Annotated in this window: 23 protein-coding genes and 1 pseudogene; 18 read left to right on the forward strand and 6 right to left on the reverse strand. The window is 44.9% G+C overall.

All coding sequences use genetic code 11. The features are described 5' to 3' along the window. Nucleotides 1–15 precede the first annotated feature (15 nt). The 12 genes and pseudogenes from G9X63_RS05670 (at nt 16) to G9X63_RS05725 (ending at nt 9,297) form a co-directional block, all read left to right on the forward strand. The gene (locus tag G9X63_RS05670; RefSeq protein WP_252621783.1) at nt 16–720 is read left to right on the forward strand and encodes a lysophospholipid acyltransferase family protein; all 705 of its coding nucleotides are present in this window, start codon (nt 16–18) and stop codon (nt 718–720) included. Beyond that, nucleotides 710–1,387, forward strand: a complete 678-nt coding sequence (gene recO / locus G9X63_RS05675) for a DNA repair protein RecO (RefSeq protein ID WP_252621786.1) — start codon at nt 710–712, stop codon at nt 1,385–1,387. The genes G9X63_RS05670 and recO overlap by 11 nt, the downstream gene beginning before the upstream one ends. Continuing rightward, on the forward strand, nt 1,387–2,754 hold the full coding sequence (locus G9X63_RS05680; protein WP_252621788.1) for a M61 family metallopeptidase: 1,368 nt from the start codon (nt 1,387–1,389) through the stop codon (nt 2,752–2,754). The genes recO and G9X63_RS05680 overlap by 1 nt, the downstream gene beginning before the upstream one ends. Before the next feature lie 81 nt (nt 2,755–2,835). Next, nucleotides 2,836–3,171, forward strand: a complete 336-nt coding sequence (locus tag G9X63_RS05685) for a helix-turn-helix domain-containing protein (protein WP_130922520.1) — start codon at nt 2,836–2,838, stop codon at nt 3,169–3,171. A gap of 62 nt (nt 3,172–3,233) precedes the next feature. Beyond that, the gene (gene hemB, locus G9X63_RS05690) at nt 3,234–4,205 is read left to right on the forward strand and encodes a porphobilinogen synthase (RefSeq protein ID WP_252621791.1); all 972 of its coding nucleotides are present in this window, start codon (nt 3,234–3,236) and stop codon (nt 4,203–4,205) included. A 13-nt stretch (nt 4,206–4,218) separates the two neighbouring features. Next, complete coding sequence (locus tag G9X63_RS05695) at nt 4,219–5,388, forward strand: AIR synthase related protein (protein WP_252621793.1); 1,170 nt, start codon at nt 4,219–4,221, stop codon at nt 5,386–5,388. 120 nt (nt 5,389–5,508) lie between these two features. Then, complete coding sequence (rplU, locus tag G9X63_RS05700) at nt 5,509–5,823, forward strand: 50S ribosomal protein L21 (protein WP_130922523.1); 315 nt, start codon at nt 5,509–5,511, stop codon at nt 5,821–5,823. Nucleotides 5,824–5,868: 45 nt separating this feature from the next. After that, nucleotides 5,869–6,126, forward strand: a pseudogene (gene rpmA / locus G9X63_RS05705) (50S ribosomal protein L27); the annotation flags it as partial. Between the two features lie 311 nt (nt 6,127–6,437). Beyond that, the gene (locus G9X63_RS05710) at nt 6,438–7,031 is read left to right on the forward strand and encodes a NifU family protein (protein WP_252621796.1); all 594 of its coding nucleotides are present in this window, start codon (nt 6,438–6,440) and stop codon (nt 7,029–7,031) included. Between the two features lie 514 nt (nt 7,032–7,545). After that, nucleotides 7,546–8,028: a hypothetical protein gene (locus G9X63_RS05715; RefSeq protein ID WP_252621798.1), complete on the forward strand. Its 483-nt coding sequence runs from the start codon at nt 7,546–7,548 to the stop codon at nt 8,026–8,028. Between the two features lie 3 nt (nt 8,029–8,031). Beyond that, nucleotides 8,032–8,772 (forward strand): SprT-like domain-containing protein, encoded by a 741-nt coding sequence (locus tag G9X63_RS05720; RefSeq protein ID WP_252621800.1) that lies wholly within the window; start codon nt 8,032–8,034, stop codon nt 8,770–8,772. Between the two features lie 15 nt (nt 8,773–8,787). Then, nucleotides 8,788–9,297 carry a hypothetical protein gene (locus tag G9X63_RS05725; RefSeq protein WP_252621802.1) on the forward strand — a complete coding sequence of 170 codons (510 nt, stop codon included), beginning with the start codon at nt 8,788–8,790 and terminating at the stop codon, nt 9,295–9,297. Nucleotides 9,298–9,465: 168 nt separating this feature from the next. Here G9X63_RS05725 and G9X63_RS05730 read toward each other — a convergent pair whose 3' ends face one another. Then, nucleotides 9,466–10,146 (reverse strand): HAD family hydrolase, encoded by a 681-nt coding sequence (locus G9X63_RS05730; protein WP_252621804.1) that lies wholly within the window; start codon nt 10,144–10,146, stop codon nt 9,466–9,468. 194 nt (nt 10,147–10,340) lie between these two features. Continuing rightward, nucleotides 10,341–11,102, reverse strand: a complete 762-nt coding sequence (tpiA, locus tag G9X63_RS05735; protein ID WP_130895523.1) for a triose-phosphate isomerase — start codon at nt 11,100–11,102, stop codon at nt 10,341–10,343. Between the two features lie 135 nt (nt 11,103–11,237). Here tpiA and G9X63_RS05740 point away from each other — a divergent pair, with 135 nt between their 5' ends. The 6 genes from G9X63_RS05740 to G9X63_RS05765 are packed head-to-tail and all read left to right on the forward strand — an operon-like array spanning nt 11,238 to nt 19,639. Continuing rightward, complete coding sequence (locus G9X63_RS05740; protein ID WP_252621806.1) at nt 11,238–14,351, forward strand: serine hydrolase domain-containing protein; 3,114 nt, start codon at nt 11,238–11,240, stop codon at nt 14,349–14,351. A 1-nt stretch (nt 14,352) separates the two neighbouring features. After that, entirely contained in the window at nt 14,353–15,243 is an 891-nt protein-coding gene (locus G9X63_RS05745; RefSeq protein WP_252621809.1) for a TIGR01777 family oxidoreductase, read from the forward strand. Next, entirely contained in the window at nt 15,236–15,817 is a 582-nt protein-coding gene (locus tag G9X63_RS05750) for an LOG family protein (RefSeq protein WP_252621812.1), read from the forward strand. Before G9X63_RS05745 ends, G9X63_RS05750 begins: the two co-directional genes overlap by 8 nt. After that, nucleotides 15,814–17,499, forward strand: coding sequence for an OmpA family protein (locus G9X63_RS05755; RefSeq protein WP_252621815.1), 1,686 nt, complete (start codon nt 15,814–15,816; stop codon nt 17,497–17,499). Before G9X63_RS05750 ends, G9X63_RS05755 begins: the two co-directional genes overlap by 4 nt. Before the next feature lies 1 nt (nt 17,500). Beyond that, nucleotides 17,501–19,237 carry a single-stranded-DNA-specific exonuclease RecJ gene (gene recJ, locus G9X63_RS05760; protein WP_252621817.1) on the forward strand — a complete coding sequence of 579 codons (1,737 nt, stop codon included), beginning with the start codon at nt 17,501–17,503 and terminating at the stop codon, nt 19,235–19,237. 36 nt (nt 19,238–19,273) lie between these two features. Beyond that, entirely contained in the window at nt 19,274–19,639 is a 366-nt protein-coding gene (locus tag G9X63_RS05765) for a hypothetical protein (protein ID WP_252621819.1), read from the forward strand. On the opposite strand, the gene thrC is transcribed toward G9X63_RS05765, so the two are convergent. From thrC to G9X63_RS05785, 4 genes are read right to left on the reverse strand one after another with little or no spacing between them, the layout of a single operon-like run. Beyond that, the gene (gene thrC / locus G9X63_RS05770; RefSeq protein ID WP_252621821.1) at nt 19,631–20,935 is read right to left on the reverse strand and encodes a threonine synthase; all 1,305 of its coding nucleotides are present in this window, start codon (nt 20,933–20,935) and stop codon (nt 19,631–19,633) included. The two genes, G9X63_RS05765 and thrC, sit on opposite strands and share 9 nt — an antisense overlap. Then, a complete protein-coding gene (locus G9X63_RS05775; RefSeq protein WP_252621823.1) occupies nt 20,932–21,636 on the reverse strand; it encodes a 2-phosphosulfolactate phosphatase in 705 nt (234 codons plus the stop codon). Before G9X63_RS05775 ends, thrC begins: the two co-directional genes overlap by 4 nt. A gap of 1 nt (nt 21,637) precedes the next feature. Beyond that, complete coding sequence (gcvT, locus tag G9X63_RS05780) at nt 21,638–22,723, reverse strand: glycine cleavage system aminomethyltransferase GcvT (protein WP_252621825.1); 1,086 nt, start codon at nt 22,721–22,723, stop codon at nt 21,638–21,640. A 3-nt stretch (nt 22,724–22,726) separates the two neighbouring features. Beyond that, nucleotides 22,727–23,722 (reverse strand): M28 family peptidase, encoded by a 996-nt coding sequence (locus G9X63_RS05785; RefSeq protein ID WP_252621828.1) that lies wholly within the window; start codon nt 23,720–23,722, stop codon nt 22,727–22,729. Nucleotides 23,723–23,827: the final 105 nt, after the last annotated feature.

Consider the following 23,827-nt stretch of genomic DNA (forward strand, 5'->3'; position numbering starts at 1 on the left):
GGGAACCCGATCGGAATGAAACGAATCATCGTGTTTATTCTGGGCTGGTTAACCTTTGCTCGCTTGAGCATTTACAATAAAACCGAGATTAAGGGGACTGAAAAAATTATCGATTTACCACGCGATGGCGTTCTGTTTTTATCGAATCACCAAACCTACTTTATGGACGTGATTTGCCTCTACCACATCTTTTTCTCCGTGAAATGGCGGGTGAATAACAGTATTCGCTTTCCTTTTTATTTACTGGCTCCGCGTTCTCGGCTTTTTTACGTGGCGGCATCAGAGACGATGAAAGAGGATGGTTTTTTACCCCGAGTATTTTCGTTAGCTGGGGCTATTTTAGTGAATCGCTCCTGGCGTGCACATGGCCAGGATGTAAAGCGGGAGGTAGATTTAGAAGCCCAAGCGAAGGTTATTAAAGGCCTAAATTTTGGCTGGGTAGTTAGTTTCCCACAAGGAACTACGCGTCCATTAGCCCCCATCAGAAAAGGAACTGCGCACCTCATTAAGGCCGCAAATCCCATCGTCGTTCCTGTCCAAATCAACGGTTTCCGCCGCGCCTTTGACAAGAAAGGCTTCTTCTTAAAGAAACGTAACACGACTTTGAGCGTGGAGTTCAAAGACCCGATTCGCTTCAAAGAATCGGATACAATCGAAGAAATTTTACAGCGAATTTCGGACGAAACCGGTATTCCGATGGCCGACCCAAATGCTAACTAAAACCCAAGGCATCGTCATTTCCTATATGCGGTATCGGGAAACCTCGATCTTGGTGAACGTCTACACCGCGGAAATGGGGATCAGTTCTTACATCGAAAATGGGGTGCGTTCTGCCAAAGCCAAGCATAAAATGGCCCTCTTCCAACCGCTCACCTTGCTAGACTTAGAAGTCTACCACAAGCCGGGCAAGGGTTTGCACCGGATTTCAGAGGCCAAATGTTTCTTCCCCTACCAAGCCATCCCCTTCGACATTGCGAAGTCTTCATTAGCCTTATTTCTTTCCGAAGTATTAAGCAAAGTATTAAAAGAAGAGGAGGCAAATCCCGCTTTATTTGAGTTCTTGAGCCATTCCATGCAGTATCTGGATCGCGCGGAGTCGAATTTCGAAAATTTCCATCTGCAGTTTCTGTGGCAATTAGCGGCGTTTTTAGGTTTTGGGGCAGGCAATGCGGCAGAATTCTACCAGCAACTGAAAGCCGCCGGCTGCATCGTGCCAAATTTCTCGGAATTAGACGCCTTGATTCACGCGGATTACGGGCATCCCATCGTGCTGCACCGGGCGGAACGCAAAGAATTATTGGCCGGAATGCTTAATTATTATCAATTGCACATGGAAAATTTCGGAGAGATTCGTTCCTTGCAAATCCTACAAGAAGTATTAGCCTAATGCTTAATCGCTATCACATTCAGCTGGCTGAAAAGCCGAACTATCTGGACATCACCTTTCAGTTTACCCCACGTAAACCGGGCAAACAGGTGATTCAATTACCTATTTGGCGCCCAGGCCGCTACCAGGCTCAAAACTTTGCGAAAAACATTCCGGTTTTAAAGGCTTTTAGTGGGGGTGTTTCCATACCCATCGAAAAAATCGCTTCCTCTATTTGGACCTTAGAAGCATCAGAAACCGTCGAAATCCGCTACAGCTATTATGCGAATCAACCCGATGCGGGAGGATCCGTTGTGGAGCCCGACTTACTTTACATCAACTTCATCAATTGCCTTCTGTATGTCAAGGGCCGAGAGAACGAGCGTTGCGAAATCCAGGTTGAAAAACCAGCTGGTTGGCAGAGCGTTTGCACCTTTAAAAACGGGGCCAAATACCGCGAGTTAGTGGATTCGCCCTACATCGCCGCCCCAGCCATCTTTCAACATAAATGGAAATGCAATGGCGTGAAATTCGCCATCGATGTGGTGGGATCGCGCCAGGCTTTGACGAAAAAACTGACAAACGCCTACGAAAAATTCACCCAAACCCAGCTCGACTGGATGGGCACTTTCCCCGTCAAAGAATACCACTATATGCTCTGGGTTTGTCCTACGCCTTATTACCACGGCGTGGAGCACACAAAATCTACGATGATGGTGATAGGACCGCCGGATCGCGATGCCTACGAAGACTTGATCGGTTTAGGCTCGCACGAACTGTTTCACGTTTGGAATATTGCGACGATACGACCTAAAGAACTATTCCCTTATGCCTACGACAGAGAGGTCCCGTTTTCAACCGGCTGGGTCGTAGAAGGAATTACGACCTATCTTGGGGATTGGTTTTTGTATGAGTCTGGCGTTTGGACTCGGCAAGAATACCTGGCCGGTTTATTAGGCAACTTGAAATTGCATTTTGATCGCGATGCGAATGCGCAGCAGTCGTTAGAGGAAAGTTCGATCGATTTATGGCTGGATGGCTACGGGTCGAGTTTACCTAACAAACGCGCATCGATTTATTACAAGGGAGCGGTGGTCGCTTTGGCTTTGGACCTACAATTACAGGCAAAAAATGGCAAGTCGTTAAAAGAAGTAATGCATAAAATGAACGCGGAGTTTGGGGCATTGAAAAAAGGCTATACGAAAGCCGACTTCATCCGGATTTGCGAGGAAACGTATGGCGAATCTTTACAGGATTTTTTCCATCAATTCGTAGAAAAGACAACCGACATTACCGCTGATTTACAGGATATTCTGGAAAGTGCCGGCTTGCAATTCGCGCAGGACATCACGAAAGGTTGGACCTTAATCGAAAAACACGCCATTTAATTGCGCATTTTTTCCTGAAAGTAGAAGTTTTGTCTTTTCAGTAGCTACGAATTATCCTCAGAGTTTTGGAATTTTACCGGAATGAAAGAATTTGCTACTTTAATTCGAAAAGCCCGGATAGATATAGGCTACAGCCAAGATTATGTATCCTCGGAATTAGGAATTACGGTATCTGCCTACTCTAAAATCGAACGCGGCCTGACGGACCCTTCCCTGAGTCGCATGAAGCAAATCGCAGGAATTTTAGAAGCAGATTTGTCGGTTCTTTTTAAGCCCAAAGACTATCCCCATTTCTCCGGCGTTGCCGATCCTGGTGGTTCCAATGAACCCGTTTTTCGCTATGAATTTGATGCTTGTGTAGGCTTAGTTCGCGACCTGCAAGAGCAATTGCGGAATTTGAACGATCGCCTCCTTTAATCCCCCTTTTTCATTGCGGAATCAGGGCTTATGCCTAAATTGCAGGTTCAAAATCAATTCCTATGTTGAATAGACCGCGTCGTAACCGTTCCAGTGCCGCTATCCGCACGATGGTGGAGGAAAATCGCCTTTCGGTGAAGGATTTACTTTTCCCTCTTTTTGTGATGGATGGTTCTGCTACGAAAACCGAAATCAAGTCGATGCCGGGCATTTACCGCTACACGACGGACCTTTTATTGAAAGAAATCGAGGAGTGTCTCAATCTAGGAATCACTTCTTACGCCCTTTTTCCCCAAGTAGCAGAGGACCGCAAGGATTCGCTAGCGACTGAATCGCATCGCCAAGGCAGCCTGTATTTAGAGGCCATTCACGCCGTAACGAGCCGTTTTCCAGAGATTTCGATGTTAACGGATGTGGCGATGGATCCCTACAGTTCGGATGGACACGATGGGATTGTTCGCGGCGGCGAGATTTTGAATGACGAAACGTTAGAGGTGTTGGCCAAAATGGCCGTAGCACAAGCCCAAGCCGGATCAAAACTGATTGGTCCATCGGATATGATGGATGGTCGCGTGGGTTATTTACGCGAATCGTTAGACGATGCCGGTTTCACGAATGTGGGCATTATGGCCTACAGTGCGAAATATGCGTCTGCTTTTTACGGACCTTTCCGCGATGCGTTAGAGTCTGCGCCTAAATTTGGCGATAAAAAGACCTACCAAATGAACCCCGCAAACAGCCGCGAAGCCCTTCGCGAGGCGGAATTAGATGAATTAGAAGGAGCAGATTTCTTGATGGTTAAGCCGGCTTTGGCCTACTTAGACATCATATCGCTACTCCGCGATAATACGAATTTACCGATCGCCGCTTATAACGTTTCAGGCGAATATGCGATGGTCAAAGCAGCCGCAGCAAACGGCTGGATCGATGGCGAAAAAGCGATGTTAGAAAGCTTGCTTTCGATGAAGCGCGCCGGAGCTCAGGTCATTTTGACCTATTTTGCGAAAGAATTTGCCCAATTAAAACTATCCTAAAATAGATCATACGATGTCGTCAGACCGTTACATGCAACGAGGTGTTTCTGCCTCGAAAGAAGATGTTCACAAAGCCATTGCGAACTTAGACAAAGGTCTTTTTCCGCAGGCATTCTGCAAAATCTCCCCAGATATCTTGGGCGGTGATGCGGACTATTGCAACATTATGCACGCAGATGGGGCGGGGACAAAGTCGTCTTTGGCCTACTTATATTGGAAAGAAACGGGTGACATCTCGGTATGGCGTGGCATCGCACAAGACGCCGTAGTGATGAACACGGACGATTTAATCTGCGTGGGCGCCACAGACCAAATGTTGCTTTCCAGCACCATCGGTCGCAACAAGAACTTAATTCCAGGAGAGGTCATCGCCGAAATCATCAACGGAACCGAAGAAGTTTTACAAATGCTACGCGATAACGGCATCGGCATTTACTCCACTGGGGGCGAAACCGCAGACGTAGGTGATTTAGTGCGCACGATCATCGTAGACAGCACGGTTATCGGTCGTATGAAGCGCTCAGACGTCATTTCGAACGGCAATATCCAAGCAGGAGACGTGATCATCGGCTTAGCCTCTGACGGCCAAGCGAATTACGAAACGACTTATAACGGCGGAATGGGCAGCAATGGCTTGACTTCTGCACGTCACGACGTGTTAGGAAAATACCTGGCGAACAAATACCCAGAAAGCTTTGACCCCTCCGTTCCTTCGGATTTAGTGTATTCCGGCTCTCGCAACTTAACGGAAGCGGTTCCAGGAACCCCTTTAAACGTAGGTCAATTGATCCTTTCCCCTACGCGTACTTACGCGCCAGTCGTGAAAGCTTTACTAACAGAATTGCGTCCTCATTTGCACGGAATGGTGCATTGTTCCGGTGGAGCGCAGACGAAAGTGATGCACTTTGTGAACAACTTGCACGTGATTAAGGATAATTTGTTCTCGATTCCTCCGCTGTTTGATTTGATCCAAAAAGAGAGCGGAACTAGCTTCAAAGAGATGTACCAAGTATTCAACATGGGCCATCGCTTAGAAGTCTATGCGAATCCAGCACACGCGGATGAAATCATCCGCATCTCCCAGTCCTTTGGTATTCCTGCCCAAATCGTGGGCCGCGTAGAAGCCTCAGCGACTAAGAAGCTGACCATCAGCAGCGAATACGGAGAATTTATTTATGAATAGTGTTTGCTATTAAGCGAATTAATTTTTAGATTTGCACCCCCATTTAAAAGGCTTTTAAAAGTTTTTCATTTGTCTTGAATCACTAGCCTCGTGGGATTGTTTCACTTAAATACAGTAAAAATGTACGCAATCGTAGAAATTGCCGGGCAGCAATTTAAAGTAGAAAAAGACCGTTCTGTATACACTCACCGTTTAGCGGGAGCAGAAGGCGCTGCACTGGTTATCGACAAGGTATTACTTGTTGACAATGACGGAAAGATTTCCGTAGGAGCTCCCACAGTAGCTGGAGCCACTGTTACAGCTAAAATTGTTGCACACGTTCGTGGCGAAAAAGTTTTAGTTTTCAAGAAAAAGCGTAGAAAGACCTACCAAAAAATGAATGGTCACCGTCAAGATTTGACGAAAGTATTGATTGAATCAATCAACGTAAAATAAGTCTTAAACTAAGCGATTCTTCGGAACGCATAAATAAATAATAACATGGCACATAAGAAAGGCGCCGGATCATCCAAAAACGGTCGCGAATCACATTCAAAACGATTAGGCGTTAAGTTATTTGGAGGTCAAGCAATCATTGCAGGAAATATCATCGTTCGTCAACGTGGTACTGCTCACAATCCTGGCTTAAACGTAGGAATCGGAAAAGATCACACATTATTCGCTTTAACGGATGGTGTTGTTAAGTTCCAAAAAGGTTTCAAAGGACGTTCATTCGTTCACGTTTTACCTATTTCAGCTAATGCAGCTCCTGCAGATGCACCAGCAAAAGCTCCAGCTAAGAAAGCAGCTCCAGCACCTAAAGCTGAGGCAGCAGTAGAAGCAGCTCCAGCAGCGGAGGCTCCAGCTAAGAAAGCTCCTGCGAAAAAAGCAGCAGCTCCAGCAGCAGAGAAAAAAGCACCAGCGAAGAAAGCAGCTAAGGCTGAGTAATTTCACTCGCTTAACATAGAAAACCCGGCATGAAAATGCCGGGTTTTTTTGTTTTTTGGAAACCAAATAGGCCGTACCTTTGTTCTAGATTTTAAAATACCCCTCCCTTTAAATACTTTGGAATGAACACGACTACATCTATCCATATTTATACAGAATCGACCCCTAATCCACATTCCATGAAGTTCGTCTTCAATATGGAATTACTACCAGAAGGGATGTCATTCGATTACACCCAACCAGCTGACGGATTAACGAAGGAGAAAAACTCGCCTTTAGCGGTCGCTCTTTTTGGCTTTGATTTCGTATCCCGCGTTTTCATCACGAACAACTTCATCACCTTGACAAAATCCGAGTCAGTGGCTTGGGAAGATGAGTTATTCGGGATCAAGACCTATTTAAAGAAGTATTTCGAGGAGAAACAACCCGTTTTCTCTCTACCAGAAGCAACGATTGCTGACGATCAGTCTAACGACACACCAGCTATCAAGCAAATCAAGCAAGCCCTAGACGAATACGTTCGCCCAGCGGTAGAATCCGATGGCGGTGCGATCACCTTCCACTCGTTTGACGAGACTACAGGCCAGGTAAAGGTTTTATTGCAAGGTTCTTGCTCTGGCTGCCCATCATCAACCATGACCCTAAAACAAGGCATTGAAGCGTTATTGACGCGTATGGTTCCGGGTGTGAAGGAAGTGGTGGCGGAAGGGGTTTAAAAATCGCGAAGGCGATTTTTAGAGTATAGATTATAGAGTAGAGATAGGAGTTGATAGTGCTGGGATTTGTTTATCTCTTCTCTCTAATCTCTACTCTTTTTTTAAAGAATAGAGCACAAAGCACAAAGAATAAAGTTGGAATAAAAAAAGGGGCTGAGGCCCCATTTTTTATGGTTTATGAAACGCTTTAAACCATTTCATGAAGGTTATCGTCGTAGGCGATGCTAACTCTGCTCTTTGAACCTAGCACTTTTTAAAAATACCAGATAACTGATATTCTACGTGCATTCTTTTGATTGTAATTGTTTCTTCAATTATTAAGGGTACTTTTAATCCAGTGGTGAAACTCAAGTCAGAATAACCAACCACTTATTTTACTTTGTATTGTTGGATTTTTTCTGTTTCAATAATCCTGTTCTCCCCCATCATAATTTGTTTTAATCATCCTACTGATGGATGATCTCACCATTCTCTATTTTGGCCTAGCTAAGATCGAGATAAAACATTTTTTATTATGGAAAACAAAGTACCATTAACCTTAAGTGAATTTCGAGTTATTCATTTAACCCCCGAAGGTTTTTTCAAACTGTTATTCGGATTATTCTTTCTCTTATTGTTGAATTCCTGTAGTAAGGAGGCTACATTGGATGAGGTAAGACCTTCTTCTTTTGAGACTATTTCAGAATTAAAAACGTGGGCAACAAAAAATGATAAGTTAAATCAGGCTAATTTGATAGAATGGGATAATTCCATTCCAATTATTCTGCCTGATAGTATTAAAGGATATGCTGCTCCAGTAAAAACGGAATCAGGTTTCAAGGAGTTTATTATCTTTGAGCTAGGAGGGAAAAGGCATGGTTGGTTTAAAACCTACAAGCGTCTAAATGAAACCGATATGGAGATCGTGATTCAATCAATTGAAGGAAAAACTCTTAAATCAGGAGTCTTACATAAGTCAAAAATTGTGCTTCCAAAAGGGAAAACATCCAGTATGTGAGAAATGAATTTTGAAGAAGGACCAATTATATATAACACTATATATGATGATTTCATATTTTCTGCTCCAAGATTGTACCCGCCGACCGATGACAATATCTATGTGGGCACGTACCAATTTGAATTTAAAGCATATTATGATTCTGACAATAATTTAGGTGGAAGTGGTGGAGCAGGAAGTTCCAGTCTATATTTTGAGGATTTTAATACTACTAAAATTGTAGACAAGTTGACAGATCCTTGCTTTAAAGCAGTGTTGAATGATTTAATAAATAAAAATGTAAATAATGTTGTTGGAGATATAGTAAGAAAATTCGTAAACGATCCTAATTCAAAAATAACTTTTATACAACAACCCGAAGTAACTAAACCCAATGGAACGCAGTTGTACTCAGGTTTTTATCCGAACACAAATGTGATTGCGCTAAGCGAAAGTCAATTAAAAAACGCTTCTAATGAATTTATAGCAATAACCATTATTCATGAAATATTTCATGCTAAAATTAGAGATTTAGAGCAAGTTGATCACACAAAGATGTTTAATGAATATGTTAAACCAACAGGAGAGTATATGGCTAGTTTATATAACATAGATGAAAGAACCGCAGAAAATTTATTATTAGCTGGACTTAACGATGCAACGGGTTATAAAATGATAAGCTTATATAGCACAAGGTGGCTTGAAGTTAAATTTGACCTGCAAAATTATGTCATGTTAAGGAACGCAGGAAGTTATTGTAAATAATAAAGATCTAGAAATATGAAAAAAATATTGACAATTATATTGCTTTTAATCTCTTCATTTTGCAACGCCCAGCGTTCAAGAATAATTGACCCTAGATTAGATGAAGATATTCAATCTCAAAAATTAGAAACCTTTTTGAGTGCTGATTTAAACGTTGATTCAACATCAAAAATGCAATTTGCCTGGGTCTATATTAAGGTTAACAAAAATAAAAAAATTGAATTTTTCAAATCATCGGGTACTTTAAATGAAAGTTTCGTGAAAATTTTAGAAAAAAATATTCATAAAAAAGATGTTCCATGGTTTAAAAAAAATAAAAACACCACAATGTGGTATGTATTGCCAATTGTACTGGGACAGGTTCATTCAAATATAGATGAGAATCAAGTTTATTGGCAAATTCTTTATAATGAGAACAATATATATTCTTTGAGGGAATTGATTCGAGATTATCCTGGTAAGGTCTTTATTTTAAATACCGTTAGAAAGTTGACGAATCAAAATATGCTGAAAATTGGTTTGTGATTTATAAAAATTTCATAAAGTTTAATAGCTATTTGTTAACTGAAAGAATAAAGTTGTAATAAAAAACGGGGCCGAGGCCCCGTTTTTTATGTTTTATGAAATGCTTTAAAACATTTCACGAATTATATCGCCTCAGGCGATGCTAACTCTATTCTTTATGCTTTAGTTTTAAATGAAATTTAAAACTAAACGTAACTCCTCCACCTCTCTAAAATTTTGATGCTCCACCTTGTGGGAAACCACCTCATGTGCCCAAGTCGTGTGATAAGGAACATGGATTCCGTGTCCGCCTACTGCGAGTACCGGAAGAATATCAGATTTCAATGAATTCCCAATCATCGTGAAATGAGCGGGATCGACATCGAGGTGTTTGATCAGTTTTAAATAATCGCTTTCTTGCTTATCCGACATGATTTCGATGTGGTGGAAATATTGCTCTAAGCCGGATTTAGCGAGTTTGCGTTGTTGATCTAATAGGTCACCTTTGGTGGCCACGACTAATCGGTATTTACCTTGTAAGGATTGTAGAACTTCGACCACGCCGGGTAGGATTTCGATATCTCTTTCGAGTAATTCTTTGCCTAGGTTCAGAATCTTTTCGATTCCGTCTAGTCCCATTGTTCCGCCAGAAACTTGAATGGCTGTTTCGACCATGGAAAGCATAAATCCTTTGACCCCATATCCATACAGTGCGAGGTTATTCATCTCGACTTTAAACAACTCTTGACCGGTGGTGTGGACGGGTAAATAATCTTCTAAGAGCGCACAGAACTTGTCTTCTGTCTCTCTAAAATAGGGTTCGTTCACCCAAAGGGTGTCGTCTGCGTCGAATGCGATTACGTGTTCCATGGTGCTAAAATAAAGAATAGAGCATAAAGCACAAAGAATAAAGTTTGAGGCGTCGCAAGCGACGCGTATATGAAATGTTTTTGTACCCTATTTCCTAAAACACAAAAATGGGGCCGAAGCCCCATTTTTAACCATCTTTATTCTTTATGCTCTATTCTTTGTGCTTTAAATTTCAAAGCGAGACGCTTTGAAATTTAGTAAGAAGTCGCAATCGTAATAAAATCAGCCGCAACCAAAGAAGCGCCACCGATTAAACCACCGTCTACGTCTGGGCAAGCGAATAATTCTTTCGCGTTTTTCGCGTTGCAGCTTCCACCGTATAGGATAGAGATGCTGTCGGCTACGCTTTGGCCATATTTTTTAGCGATATGTGCACGTAAAAAGGCGTGCATCTCTTGTGCTTGATCTGAAGAAGCGGTTAAACCGGTTCCGATTGCCCAGATGGGTTCGTAAGCGATCACCACTTTGCTGAATTCCTCCGCTGAAAGGTGGAATAAGCTTTCTGTTAATTGTTGTGCTACATGGCCTAAGAAATCTGCGCCTTCGCGCGTTTCTAAGCTTTCGCCACAGCAGAATAAAGGCGTTAAGCCGTTTGCCAAAGCCGCGTCTGTTTTAGCCGCTAATTGCTCGTTGGTTTCTGCGAAGTATTGACGACGCTCTGAGTGTCCTAAGATGACATATTGTACGCCAGCAGAAGCTAACATGGGAGCTGAAATCTCTCCTGTGTAAGCGCCAGAGGCTTTTTCGTGGCAGTTTTGGGCTGCAACGGCTAAATTGGGAATGCCCTCAATGACTTGATTTACACCTGTTAAATACAAAGCCGGTGTCGACATAATCACCTGAACATCCGCGGAAACGCTAGACTTCACTAATTCTGCTACTTCAGTAGCCAAAACGAATGCTTCTTGCGCCGTTTTGTTCATTTTCCAGTTACCTGCAACAATTTTTTTTCTCATACGTTCATCATTTAAGTTCTAAAATTACGAATGCTTTCCGTGGAATGAAAATTAGCACGAAAAATTAGGGCGGATATTTCAGAAGATTCCCACATTTAGCGTATTTTCACACCTTATATGAATGTTAACCTTGCTATGAAAAAAATCAGCACCGGATTACTGCTTTTCCTTTTAAGTTTCCAGGCCTTTTCACAGGATTTATTCCCGCATACCCAGCAAAAATGGGTGGATTCCGTTTTCAATTCCTTAAGTGTAGACGAGAAAATCGGTCAAATGTTGATGCCCCGTGGAAATGTGGCGGATACCTACGACACGACGCGTTTGTATTCCATTGTGAAGGATTACCACGTGGGAGGCTTTGTGCTGTTTAAAGGACACCCGGTGAAGCAGGCTATTCTAGTGAATGAATTACAAAATAGAACGAAGGTTCCGCTGTTTATCGGGATGGATTTAGAGTGGGGATTGGCGATGCGTTTGGATTCGACGTTTCGTTTTCCATACCAAATGACTTTAGGTGCGATGCAAGGAAATACGGCCTTGATCGAGAAGATGGGCGTCCAAATAGGGGAGCAATGTAGAAGGATGGGCGTGCACATTAATTATGCGCCGGTGGTGGATGTGAACAATAATCCGTTGAATCCGGTGATTAATTTCCGCTCGTTTGGGGAGAATCGGGAGGATGTGACGGCGAAGTCTTTGGCCTATATGAGAGGGCTTCAAAAAGCCGGAATCATTACCTCAGCGAAACATTTTCCAGGCCACGGCGATACAGGCGTGGATTCTCATTTTGATATTCCGGTCTTGAATCACTCGCGTGCGCGCTTGGATAGTTTGGAATTATACCCGTATAGAGAATTGATCTCGAATGGCTTGCAGGGCGTGATGGTGGCTCACCTGAATTTACCGGCGTTAGATACGACGAAGTCGTTAGCTTCGACGCTTTCGAAACCGATTGTGACCGGTTTATTGCGCGATGAATTGAAATTCCAAGGCCTCGTGTTTACGGATGCGATGGATATGAAAGGGGCGACGAAGATGTTCCCAGAAGGCACGGCGAACGTGAAGGCGATCCTTGCCGGTAATGATATTTTAGAAACATTTGTGGATGTTCCGGCGGCTTTTGATGCCATTAAGAAGGCGTTAACGGACGGCGAAATCTCGCAAGAGGATATCGATCAGCGGGTTAAACGTATTTTACATGCCAAAGCCTGGGCGGGACTTGCCCACTACGAACCCATTGTCGTGGAGAACTTGTTGAAGGATTTGAATCCGATTAAGAGTGAAGTGTTGAACCGCGAATTAGCAGAGAAGTCGATCACATTAATCAAGAATCCGGGCGAGTTAGTTCCGATTAAAGCGTTGGACAAAACACGTATTGCGACTTTAGCGATCGGGAAGCCTTCTTATGGGTCCGCTTTCCCTACGGAGTTCCAAAAAATGGCCAACAACTACGTCGAAATGCCTCATTTCTATGTAGATGAAACGAGTGCGGATACGACGATTGCACGCATCGAAAATACCTTGAAAAACTACGATGTGGTATTGATGGGGATTCACAGCATTTCGATTCGCCCGGCGAATAATTACAGTTTGAAGCCGGCAATCAAGGCTTTGGTGAACCGTTTTGCCACGCCTAAAACAGTGGCGATTCATTTTGCGAACGTGAATACGTTGACTCAATTCGATAGCTTGAAGAATGCAGGAGCCTTACTGACAGCTTATCAGGATGGAATTTCGCAGCAGGAAGCGGCGGCGGAGATTGTTTTTGGGGCGATTCCGGCGACGGGAAAATTACCGGTTAGTTTGAATGCGACTTACAAGCAGGGGATGGGTTTGACGACGACTTCGTTAGCGCGTTTGCAATACAATTTACTTCCAGAAGCGGTGGGCATTTCGTCTACTTATTTAAATGCAAAAGTGGATTCGATGGCGAAATTAGCGATCGCGGTGAAGGGCGCTCCGGGTGTGGTGGTGTTGATTGCCAAAGAAGGGAAGGTTATTTACCACAAGGCTTTTGGCAACCAGATATACGAAACGACAGTTCCGCTGAAGACCTCTGATATCTTCGATTTAGCTTCTATTACCAAGATTTCAACTTCCGTTCCGGCCTTAATGAAATGGCAGGATGAAGGTAAATTCTCCTTGAAAACGACGATGGGACAACTCGTTCCCTCTTTTGCTAAATCGAATAAATCAGGACTTTTATACGAAGATGTGTTAACGCATCAGGCTCGCTTGAAGGCTTGGATTCCGTTCTGGATGGACTATATCGATAGTACCGATATGATTTTCCACAGCAAGAAATTCCAAGCTAAATACACGCAGGACGATGTGAAGTACAAATACATCGAACGTTTCTTGAGCCCAGCCTCTGGGGAAGCGCGTTTGAAGAAAAATATCACGGACCAAAAATCGATGTGGAAAGAATTCGTGGACATCACGAAAGACGTGACGCGATGGAAGCCATTTACCTTATCTTATGCGCAATCCGAGGAATACCCTACGCAGGTGGCGCCTACTTTATGGGCACACAAGACCTTGAAAGAGCAGATTATGACGGCGATTAAAGAGAGTCCGTTGCGCGAGAAGAAGGAATATGTGTATTCGGATTTATCGTATTATTTATTGCCAGCAGAGTCGCCGCGCATGACTGGAAAGCCTTGGACGGACTTTTTAGCGGATACGTTTTACAAACCTTTAGGTGCGTCGACTTTAGTTTATCAAGCAGAGAAACATTTCCCTTTAGCGCGCATTGTGCCATCGGAATATGATTCATTATTCCGCAAGACCTTGATTCACGGAAAGGTGCACGATGAGGGCGCTGCCTTATTGGATGGAATTTCCGGTCACGCGGGCTTGTTTGGGAATGCGAATGACTTGGCGAAATTAATGCAGATGTACCTCCAAAAAGGGTATTACGGTGGCCAGCAATTCATTCAAGAATCGACCATCAAACAGTGGACTTCGTATCCATTTAGTGCGGCTGAAAATGCGCGTCGTGGGGTGGGATTTGACAAGGTGGATCGCAATAAGGCGGGTATTTCTGCGGCGGCTTCGGCGAGTCCGGAGAGCTTCGGCCACTCGGGTTTTACAGGAACTTATACCTGGATTGATCCTATGCAGGATTTAGTCTACGTCTTCTTATCGAATCGAGTGTATCCGACGCGGAATAATTCCAAAATTTCGGATATGAACATTCGCACAGGAATCAATGAAGTGATTTACCAAGCGATTAAAAAAGGAAACTAATATGCGCATTCTCATCACGGGGGGTACAGGTTTTGTGGGTGGTGCTCTGAAGCAATTTTTGCTGACTCAGGGCCACGAGGTGGTGATTTTATCGCGATCTGGCGGAGACTTCCAATGGGATGTTTCCTATGGCTACATCGACCCAGCGGCTTTCGAAGGCGTAGATGCGATCGTGCATTTAGCCGGGGCGGGCATCGCGGACGAACGCTGGTCTGCCGCGCGCAAAAGAGAATTAATTAACAGCCGCGTGCGAAGCACCGCGGTTTTATACCAGGCTTTATCGACGATTCCTCATTCGATTAAAACGGTCGTTTCTGCTTCTGCCATTGGCTTTTACGGGGCTGATACGGGCGAGCAGGAATGTGTGGAAACCTCGCCTGCAGGCTTGGATTTTCTAGCGGATTGTACCAAACAATGGGAAGAGGCGGTTGACCAAATCGCCACCTTAGGTATTCGCCTGGCTAAAGTCCGCATCGGCTTAGTGATGGGTACCGCTGGAGGGATTTTCCCTGTTATTTCGAAGCCAATCAGGTATTACGTAGGAGCTAATTTAGGTTCGGGGAAGCAATGGCAATCCTGGATTCATATTAACGACCTTGTGAGAATATTTAACGAGTTATTGATAAATTCGTCTCTTTCAGGCACCTATAATGGCGTGGCTCCGGAGCCTATTCGGGCGGGCGAAATGAATAAGCAAATTGCCAAAGCATTGCACAGACCCTTTTTCTTACCTGCTATTCCAGGGTTTTTACTTCGCCTGGTGTTAGGGGAGATGGCGTGTTTAGTGCTGGGAGGTAGTCGTGTGTCTTCGGCCAAAATAGAAAAAGACGCCGCCTTTTCCTTTACCTTTGTCCGCTTCGAGGAAGCATTAAAAGAACTAGTACATGTCTAAAAAAATATTGATTTATTGCGGGTCTTCGAAAGGCCATAATCCAGTTTATGCGGAGCAGGTAGTGAAATTAGCGCAGGCTTTACACGCACATGGTTGCCAGGTGATTTTTGGGGCAGGAAGTGTGGGATTGATGGGTGTTTTAGCCGATGAATTCTTGCGTTTAGGCGGTCACGCGATTGGTGTGATTCCTCAATTCATGGAACCATGGGAAGTAAAGCACAAGGGTTTGCCAGAATTGCATGTGACGGATACGATGCACACGCGTAAAGCTTTAATGGCCGATATGGCGGATAGTGTGATTGCGATGCCAGGAGGTTTTGGGACTTTGGACGAATTGTTCGAAATCTTAACCTGGAAGCAATTAGACCTACATGAGATGCCGGTTTCGGTATTTAATATCAATGGCTATTTTGACCACCAGTTGAAGCAAATTCAACACATGGTGGACGAAGGATTCTTGAAGCAACCGAATATGGATGCCCTGCAAGTGGAATCAGATCCAGAAAAATTAGCGGATTGGATCATGGCGTATGAGCCAGAGAAGATGGAGAAGAAGTGGATTTACGTGGGATGAGAAAGCTGTTGTTCTTCTTGTTGATGTCGGGATTTCTGATGGCCCAAAAAGCCCCGGAGAACTTAGGTTCTGCCGTGAATTCAGAATTTTCGGAGCTAAATCCGGTGATCTCGCCGGATGGAAGAACGCTGTATTTTGGACGTAAAAACCATCCCGCTAATCGCTATGGGGTAAAAGGCTCTGAAACTATTTCGGGTTCACAGGATATTTGGTTCTCCGAAAAAGTAGGGGATACCTGGAGCACCGCAAGACGACTTTCCGAGGTCTTAAATCGCGATCAATACAACACCATTCTATCGATTTCACCAGATGGCCAAACAATCCTGCTAAAAGGGGCCTATGTCAATGGCGCCTACGAAACTCGCGGATTTTCCATCTCAAATAAAACAACCGCCGGCTGGACCGTTCCCGTCAAAGTCGACATCCCGGGCTACGAACAAATGAGCAAAGGGAAGAATGAATACGGTTATTTGACGATGGATGGGAAGGCGATTTTACTGGCTTTTGCTCGTAAGAAGAACAGCGAAGACGACGATTTATATGTCAGCTTTTTCGAGGAGGGCCGTTGGACGCGTCCACTTGAATTAGGCGAAGAAATTAATACGAAATACTCTGAGACAACGCCCTTTTTATCAGCCGATGGAAAGACACTCTATTTTTCATCCGATCGTCCGGGAGGCCAAGGAAGTCAAGATATATATCTGACACGCCGCCTAGATGATACGTGGCAACACTGGCGCAAACCTCAAAACCTAGGTTCCCCCATCAACACCGATGAATACGATGCCTATTATTCCATCGCGGCAAAGGGCGATTATGCCTATTTTATGTCTGGGAAGGGGTCGCTAGGGAAGAAGGATATATTTCGACTTTCAGTCGAGTCGCCTCCGGGCAGCGAAGCTGCCGGAGGCTCAGTCAATGAGTCGTCACAGGTCGGCGGTGCCGCCAGTGACTTAGTCAAAGGGTCGTCACTTCGTGACTTAGTCAAAGAGTCGCCCCCTGGCGGAGGCCCAGTCAATGGGTCCACCCGCTCCGTGACTTCCCAAGAGTCAGACCCAGTTGTCTTATTATCCGGGACGGTGCTAAATCAGCAAACAGGTAAAGTGCCAGAGGATGCTTCGGTGACGTATGAAGATTTATCAAACGGGAAAGTATTAGGTCAGGCTAAGCCGGATCCGACCACGGGTAAATACAAATTGGTCCTTCCTTATGGAAAGAACTATGGAATTACGGCGAAGGCTAAAGGCCTGATTCCCACTTCCACGAATCTCGATTTGACTACGATGCGCGGGCGTTATTTGGAATTAGATGACCGCGATCTGTCGATGGTACCACTCGTAAAAGGAAATACGGCGACGATTAATAACTTGTTCTTTGACCTGGGTAAGGCGACTTTGAAGCCTGAATCGGAGCCTGAATTGAAGCGGATTTTACAAGTCATGAAGGAGAATATGGCTTTGGTCATTGAAATTAGTGGGCACACGGATAACACGGGATCGGAAGAGATCAATAATAAATTGTCATTAGAGCGGGCGAATGCGGTGAAGGAAAACCTACTGAAAGGGGGGATTGATCAAGCCCGAATTCGGACGAAAGGGTATGGTAAGTCGAAACCCAAGGCGGATAATGCCACCGAGGAAGGCCGCCAAATCAACCGCCGCGTAGAAATAGAAATTTTATAAGATGGAGCCAAAAAAGAATTGGAAATACGTGCCTGCACCGCCGGCAGCGGAGGTGGAAGCGTTAGGGGAGGTTTTGGGCTTAAAGAACCCGTATTTTTTGTCCTTACTCGTGTCACGAGGGATCAAGACTTTCCAAGAAGTAAAGGATTTCATGGTTCCAGAAGTCAATCAATTGCATGACCCATTCCTGATGAAGGATATGGACAAAGCGGTGGAGCGCCTTGGACTTGCCCTTGAATCCGGTGAGAAAATCCTGATTTATGGGGATTATGACGTGGATGGTACCACGGCAGTTACCTTGGTTTATAGCTATCTAGCAGGTATTTTAGGCGCGGATTGTGACTACTATATTCCGGATCGCTATGCGGAAGGCTATGGCGTGTCGCAGGCTGGTATTCAGTATGCTTTAGACAACAATTATACGCTCATCATCTCTCTTGACTGCGGTATCAAAGCCCACGAACGCGTAGCTTGGTGCAACGAAAACGGAATTGATTTTATCATCTGTGATCACCACTTACCAGAAGCCACCATCCCCGATGCGGTCGCGGTATTAGATCCTAAAAGAAAAGATTGTCCTTATCCCTTCAAAGAATTAACCGGTGCTGGCGTAGGCTTTAAACTCATGATGGCTTTTGCGATCGCGAATGACTTAGAACTGGATCCTTTGTGGGAATCAATAGATCTACTAGCCTGCAGTATTGCCGCGGACATTGTGCCGATGAATGGGGAGAACCGGGTTTTGGCCTTTTTTGGCCTGACTAAATTAGGCTCCAATCCAAGTCCAGGACTCGCCTATCTATTGAAAAAGGCGAAGAAGAAAGCGCCAATTCAAATCTCTGATATCGTCTTTTCGATTTCACCTATCATCAACGCGGCCGGTCGAATGGACCACGCTCACGGAGCAGTAAAATTAATGTTAGCCGCGGATGATCATGAGGCGGAGGCGCTGGCGGAGGCAGTGATTCAACAGAATCTGGATCGCCGTGTGGTGGAGAAGGAGATTGTGGGGCAGGCTTTGGCGATGTTTGAAGGGAATGATTTTCTACTCTCAGCACGCAGTACGGTGTTATTTAATCCGGCTTGGCATAAAGGGGTGGTGGGTATTGTAGCAAGTAAGATTCAAGACCAGTATTTTAGGCCTACGATTATTTTAACGGAATCACACGGTCAATTAGTGGGTTCTGCGCGTTCTGTTCGTGGTTTTGATGTGCATCATGCATTAGAGGAATGTGCGGATTTATTAGAGCAATTCGGAGGGCACACACACGCAGCAGGTTTGCATTTGAAACCGGATAATTTGCAGGCCTTCATCGAGAAATTCGAACGAATTGCGCAGGAAGGTTTATCGAATATCTCGCTGAAAGCGGATTTGCCGGTCGATATTCAGATTCCTTTAGAGGCTTTGAGCTTGTCCTTTTATGATAAACTATTGGTTCGCTTATCTCCTTATGGCCCAGGAAATATGCTCCCTAACTTTGTTTCAGGACCTGTTTTCGTAACGAAAAGTCCTTTTGTCATGAAGGAAGAGCATCTGAAAATTTACGTGGGTTCTACGCCAGATGAGCGAGGATTAGAGGTCGTTGGATTTGGAATGAAGGCTGACTTTTATGACGGATTATGTGCCGCTTATGAGCAGCGGTTACCCATTAAACTGGTCTATCATTTGGAAGTAAATGAATACCTAGGGAATCGAACCTTGCAATTACGCGCGCTAGATTTTGCATCATTCAATTAAATAATATAAATTTACTCATAACCAAAAAACATACGTATGAAAAAAGTACTCGACTTATTGCCTTCAGTTCTCGTGGGAGCCCTGTTCTTGTTCGGTGGATTGAATTTCTTCTTTAACTTCGTAGCTCAACCTCCTATCCCTGGTGATCCAGGCGTTTACATGGGAATCATGATGTCTTCAGGCATGATGACGGTAGTCAAAGTATTAGAAGTAATCGGCGGGGTATTGATTTTGGTTCCGGGCAAACGCGCTTTAGGACTAACGATTTTAGCCCCAATCACCGTAAATATCTTGTTATTCGAATTGTGCTTAGCACATGCACCCAGTGTAGGCGTGGCCTTAATGGTATTATCAGCGATTATCGCTTACCAAGAAAGAGATAAATTCAAGGCTTTATTGTAGTAAATAAGCCTTAAATTCAGCGAAGTCCGTCCCCATGGGGATGGACTTTTTTGTTTTATCCAAAAGCTCCGCTAAGCGAGCAGGCACCGGAACGGAAACGCCTAATGTCCCTTCCACGGTAGGTAAGAACTTCGCGTAATGGGCGGTAGACAATAGAATTCCCGTGATTTCGCCCGGATATTCATCGGCATATTGTTGCAAACCATCGTAGGCAACAGCTGTGTGTGGACACATCACATAACCTGTGCGTGCGAACACGTCAGCCATAATTTCTTGCGTTTTCTGGTCGTTTGTATAATAGCCTTTGATGATCTCGCGCACCTTAGACCATTCGTCACCTGCTAGTAAACGCATGCGAATGAAGTTAGAAGGGCTACCTACATCCATCGCATTCGACAATGTTTCAACAGAGGCAACTGGATTGTATTCGCCGGTACGGAGGTAATCGGCTACCGGGTGGTTCTCATTACAAGAAGCCACGAATGCTTTTACCGGAAGACCCATTCGGTAGGCCATCAATCCAGCGCTTAGATTGCCAAAGTTACCAGATGGCACGCTAAATACCACCGGTGCATTCAAACCTTTCTTTTTCGCCTGCGCATAAGCCGCGAAGTAGTAGAAGGACTGTGGAATTAAGCGGGAAATATTGATGGAATTAGCAGACGCTAAATCGAAAGCCGCGCGTAGTTCCTCGTCGAGGAAGGCTTGCTTGACTAATCTTTGGCAATCATCAAACGTGCCATTAATTTCTAATGCGGTCACATTTCCGCCCAACGTCGTTAGTTGTTTCTCCTGAATATCGGATACCTTTCCAGTAGGATATAAAATCGTCACCGAGATGCCTGGAGTGTTGAAAAAACCCTGCGCTACCGCACCACCCGTGTCTCCAGAAGTGGCCACTAAAATGCGGATTTCGCGCTTCGATTTCAACAAATAATGGGACATAATCGCCGCCATGAAGCGCGCGCCAAAATCCTTAAACGCCATCGATGGCCCGTGGAATAATTCCAAAACCTCCGTGCCCGGCTCTAAGGAGACGATAGGCGCCTCGAAAGTCATCGATTGATCAATGATCTTCTTGATCTCCTCAGACGATAGGCTATCCCCGAGCAAATTTTCACACACCGCGATCGCCATTTCTGGCAAGCTGCGGTCCTGAATCGTTTCGAAAAACGAAGCCGGCAAAGGCTTGATTTCGGTAGGCATATACAAGCCATTGTCCGGGGGAAGACCACGGAAAATAGCCTCTTCTAGGCTTACATTAGGGCTTTTGTGTTCGGTGCTATATAATATCATACTAATCTTAGGGCATCTCCTTCCAATCTAGGAAGTACGGAATACCGATCAAATTCAAGGCAAAACGCGATATCTTTTTCGATGCCTAAACCTAATAATCGGTTCACGTGGGAAGAATTCTTCACCGCCGTTAATAGATCATTCGAGGCTACATTGTATTGTTTCCAGGCCATCAAAGCCGCATCATCTGCCGCTTCGTATTCGCCCGTCAAGGCATCAATCAAAGCACCCGCGAACAAGGTGTCTTCTAAATTTGGTTTCCCTTTCCAGCCAGCACAAACGATTAAGGCGTTTCCGTTCCAGTTTTTCAAAGCGTCCGCCACGCGGGAAATATTCAAGAAAGCCCCCACATAGACCGCAGGCGCACTGCTCGACCGACGAATAGCGACGGTGCCGTTGGTGGTGGTGACGCAAATTTTGGCCCCTTTCACCTTCTCTACTTGATACGAAAAAGGAGAATTATCAAAGTCAAATCCAGCAGGAGTAACCCCGTTGCGTTCTGCCGCCGTCAAATACCCTTTAGCGCCATATTGCTGACACAATTCAACCTCTTCCACCGGAACAATCTCCGTGGCACCGCTCGCAAAAGCAGTTACCATGCAGGATGTCGCGCGGAAAATATCCACTACAACCACCGCCACGGAGGATAAATCATATAAATGGATCAAGTCCGGCGATAAACAGACGTCGATTTTCTTCATTTTATAAGAACGGTAATTTAACGATTTCGGCTTTGATGGCTTTGTCACGGATCGAAATAAAGATCTCAGATCCCGTGTGTTTCGTGCTCACATAACCCATGCCGATTCCTTTCGAAAGAGAGGGAGATTGTGTGCCTGAAGTTACTTCACCAATCGTCTCGCCTGCAGCGTTCAATATCGGGTAATGTTGGCGAGGAATGCCGCGCTCAATCATTTCGAAGCCTACTAATTTTTTCGATGGACCGTTCGCCTTGATGGCGGCGTGGTGGTCTTTCCTGATAAAATCTTTATTGAATGAGGTGATCCAGCCTAAACCAGCTTCGATCGGCGACGTTGTGTCATCGATGTCGTGTCCGTACAAGCAATAGCCTTTCTCTGTACGAAGGGTATCGCGCGCACCTAAACCGATCGGTTTGATGTCGAATTCTGCACCTGCTTCGAAGATCGCGTTCCACATCGCTAACGCGTTTTCGTTTTTCACGTAAATCTCGAATCCTCCCGCGCCGGTATAGCCTGTGTTCGAGATGATGATGTCTGAGAAACCAGCCATTTCACCTATTTTGAAGCTATAATAGGGCATGTCTGCTAAGGTAACAGATGTTAATTTTTGTAGTGCCAAAATCGCCTTCGGCCCCTGCACCGCTAATAAACTATATTCGTCGCTGCGATTCACCATCTCCACCCCGAAGGTATTGTGTGAGGAAATCCAGTTCCAATCTTTCTCAATGTTCGAAGCGTTTACGACCAAGATGTACTCTGTCGCGTTCACGCGGTAGACTAGTAAGTCATCGACGATGCCGCCCTCGTTGTTTGGCAAACAACTGTACTGCACTTTTCCGTCCACTAATTTAGAAACGTCGTTCGAAGTCACGTATTGAAGGAAGTCCAAAACGCGATCCCCTTTCAAGAAGAACTCGCCCATATGACTCACGTCGAAAACACCTACCGAATTGCGCACAGCTAGGTGCTCTTCGATCAGGTTTGTGTACAATACGGGCATATTAAAGCCAGCAAAGGGCACCATTTTAGCGCCTAGCGATACGTGAAGGTCATTTAAATGAACCTGTTGCAAGTTTGTTTCTTCCATGGATTATTCTCGGTATAGAACCTGTAAAAGTGTTTGGCCGACCGCTTTCAGGGTCGACTTGTCGATGTTAGCTAAATTATCTGCATGCGTGTGGTGGAAGCTTCCAAACTCGAAGCCGCCATTCGACGCGCGTAAATCGATTAAATCAATCATTTGGATTTTGGCAATTTCATTTACAGCCGTATGGTCATCCGAAATCCCGAAGGCATCCTGATCAACAAACAGATGGCTGTATCCTAAATCCGCCGCCGTCGCCCAAACCGAGCGCACAATTCCCGGCGCATATTGCATCGAAGTCCCCTCGTGCGGGAACATCGCGCCTTTTCCGCCCACCATATCTAACAAGATACCATAATAGGGGCGGTAGTTCGCTGGAACCAAATTCGCAGCCCAGTGCTGTGACCCTAAAGCCCAGCTATTCGGCTTGTGTTCGCCCGTATAATCTTCCGGTTCCCCGTGATCTTCTAAGTCAAAAAGGACGATATCAACCCCCACCGCGGGTTTCGTCTTAGCCTCGTGCAAAGTGCGCGCGATTTCTAACAAGACCCCCACACCACTCGCACCATCATTTGCCGCATCGATCGGTTCGTTTTTACGCACTGAATCTTTGTCCGCAATGCTGCGCGCATCCCAATGGGACGATAACAAAATACGTTTAGCAATGGCTGGCTGGAATTGCGCGATGATGTTCGTGCCTTGTAATTTCTTACCGTCGTAGCGGAAAGCCGTAAAAGGCTGCTCCGTCACGGTCCAGCCGTAGGATTTTAATTTGGCAACCAAAAACTTCATGGTATTTGCGCTCGCCTCAGAACCCGGAACGCGTGGTCCAAAAGCTACTTGTTGTGCAATAAATTGATAGGCTGAATCCGCCTTGAAATCAGGCGTTTCGACGATGTTAACTTCCGCAGCTGGCACCTCCGCAGCTGGCTTCCAAACAAAGTAAGCGCAAGTCAGGGCGAAAACAAGCAGTAAAAAGAGGGCAATGCGGGAACGGTTCATCTAAGAAATGCTGAAAAACAAGCTCAAAGATAGCAATACAATGCCGAATTAGGAATTAAGAAATCAATAATGTGTACCTTGCAGGATAATTTGAATTGAAATACC

The organism is Aquirufa antheringensis, assembly GCF_023921165.1.
Lineage (GTDB): Bacteria > Bacteroidota > Bacteroidia > Cytophagales > Spirosomataceae > Aquirufa > Aquirufa antheringensis.

Bases quoted from the DNA above. Each gene is read 5' to 3' on its own strand.
- G9X63_RS05670 (WP_252621783.1), top strand. From the start codon at position 16: ATGAAACGAATCATCGTGTTTATTCTGGGCTGGTTAACCTTTGCTCGC.
- recO (WP_252621786.1), top strand. From the start codon at position 710: ATGCTAACTAAAACCCAAGGCATCGTCATTTCCTATATGCGGTATCGG.
- G9X63_RS05680 (WP_252621788.1), top strand. From the start codon at position 1,387: ATGCTTAATCGCTATCACATTCAGCTGGCTGAAAAGCCGAACTATCTG.
- G9X63_RS05685 (WP_130922520.1), top strand. From the start codon at position 2,836: ATGAAAGAATTTGCTACTTTAATTCGAAAAGCCCGGATAGATATAGGC.
- hemB (WP_252621791.1), top strand. From the start codon at position 3,234: ATGTTGAATAGACCGCGTCGTAACCGTTCCAGTGCCGCTATCCGCACG.
- G9X63_RS05695 (WP_252621793.1), top strand. From the start codon at position 4,219: ATGTCGTCAGACCGTTACATGCAACGAGGTGTTTCTGCCTCGAAAGAA.
- rplU (WP_130922523.1), top strand. From the start codon at position 5,509: ATGTACGCAATCGTAGAAATTGCCGGGCAGCAATTTAAAGTAGAAAAA.
- G9X63_RS05710 (WP_252621796.1), top strand. From the start codon at position 6,438: ATGAACACGACTACATCTATCCATATTTATACAGAATCGACCCCTAAT.
- G9X63_RS05715 (WP_252621798.1), top strand. From the start codon at position 7,546: ATGGAAAACAAAGTACCATTAACCTTAAGTGAATTTCGAGTTATTCAT.
- G9X63_RS05720 (WP_252621800.1), top strand. From the start codon at position 8,032: ATGAATTTTGAAGAAGGACCAATTATATATAACACTATATATGATGAT.
- G9X63_RS05725 (WP_252621802.1), top strand. From the start codon at position 8,788: ATGAAAAAAATATTGACAATTATATTGCTTTTAATCTCTTCATTTTGC.
- G9X63_RS05730 (WP_252621804.1), bottom strand. From the start codon at position 10,146: ATGGAACACGTAATCGCATTCGACGCAGACGACACCCTTTGGGTGAAC.
- tpiA (WP_130895523.1), bottom strand. From the start codon at position 11,102: ATGAGAAAAAAAATTGTTGCAGGTAACTGGAAAATGAACAAAACGGCG.
- G9X63_RS05740 (WP_252621806.1), top strand. From the start codon at position 11,238: ATGAAAAAAATCAGCACCGGATTACTGCTTTTCCTTTTAAGTTTCCAG.
- G9X63_RS05745 (WP_252621809.1), top strand. From the start codon at position 14,353: ATGCGCATTCTCATCACGGGGGGTACAGGTTTTGTGGGTGGTGCTCTG.
- G9X63_RS05750 (WP_252621812.1), top strand. From the start codon at position 15,236: ATGTCTAAAAAAATATTGATTTATTGCGGGTCTTCGAAAGGCCATAAT.
- G9X63_RS05755 (WP_252621815.1), top strand. From the start codon at position 15,814: ATGAGAAAGCTGTTGTTCTTCTTGTTGATGTCGGGATTTCTGATGGCC.
- recJ (WP_252621817.1), top strand. From the start codon at position 17,501: ATGGAGCCAAAAAAGAATTGGAAATACGTGCCTGCACCGCCGGCAGCG.
- G9X63_RS05765 (WP_252621819.1), top strand. From the start codon at position 19,274: ATGAAAAAAGTACTCGACTTATTGCCTTCAGTTCTCGTGGGAGCCCTG.
- thrC (WP_252621821.1), bottom strand. From the start codon at position 20,935: ATGATATTATATAGCACCGAACACAAAAGCCCTAATGTAAGCCTAGAA.
- G9X63_RS05775 (WP_252621823.1), bottom strand. From the start codon at position 21,636: ATGAAGAAAATCGACGTCTGTTTATCGCCGGACTTGATCCATTTATAT.
- gcvT (WP_252621825.1), bottom strand. From the start codon at position 22,723: ATGGAAGAAACAAACTTGCAACAGGTTCATTTAAATGACCTTCACGTA.
- G9X63_RS05785 (WP_252621828.1), bottom strand. From the start codon at position 23,722: ATGAACCGTTCCCGCATTGCCCTCTTTTTACTGCTTGTTTTCGCCCTG.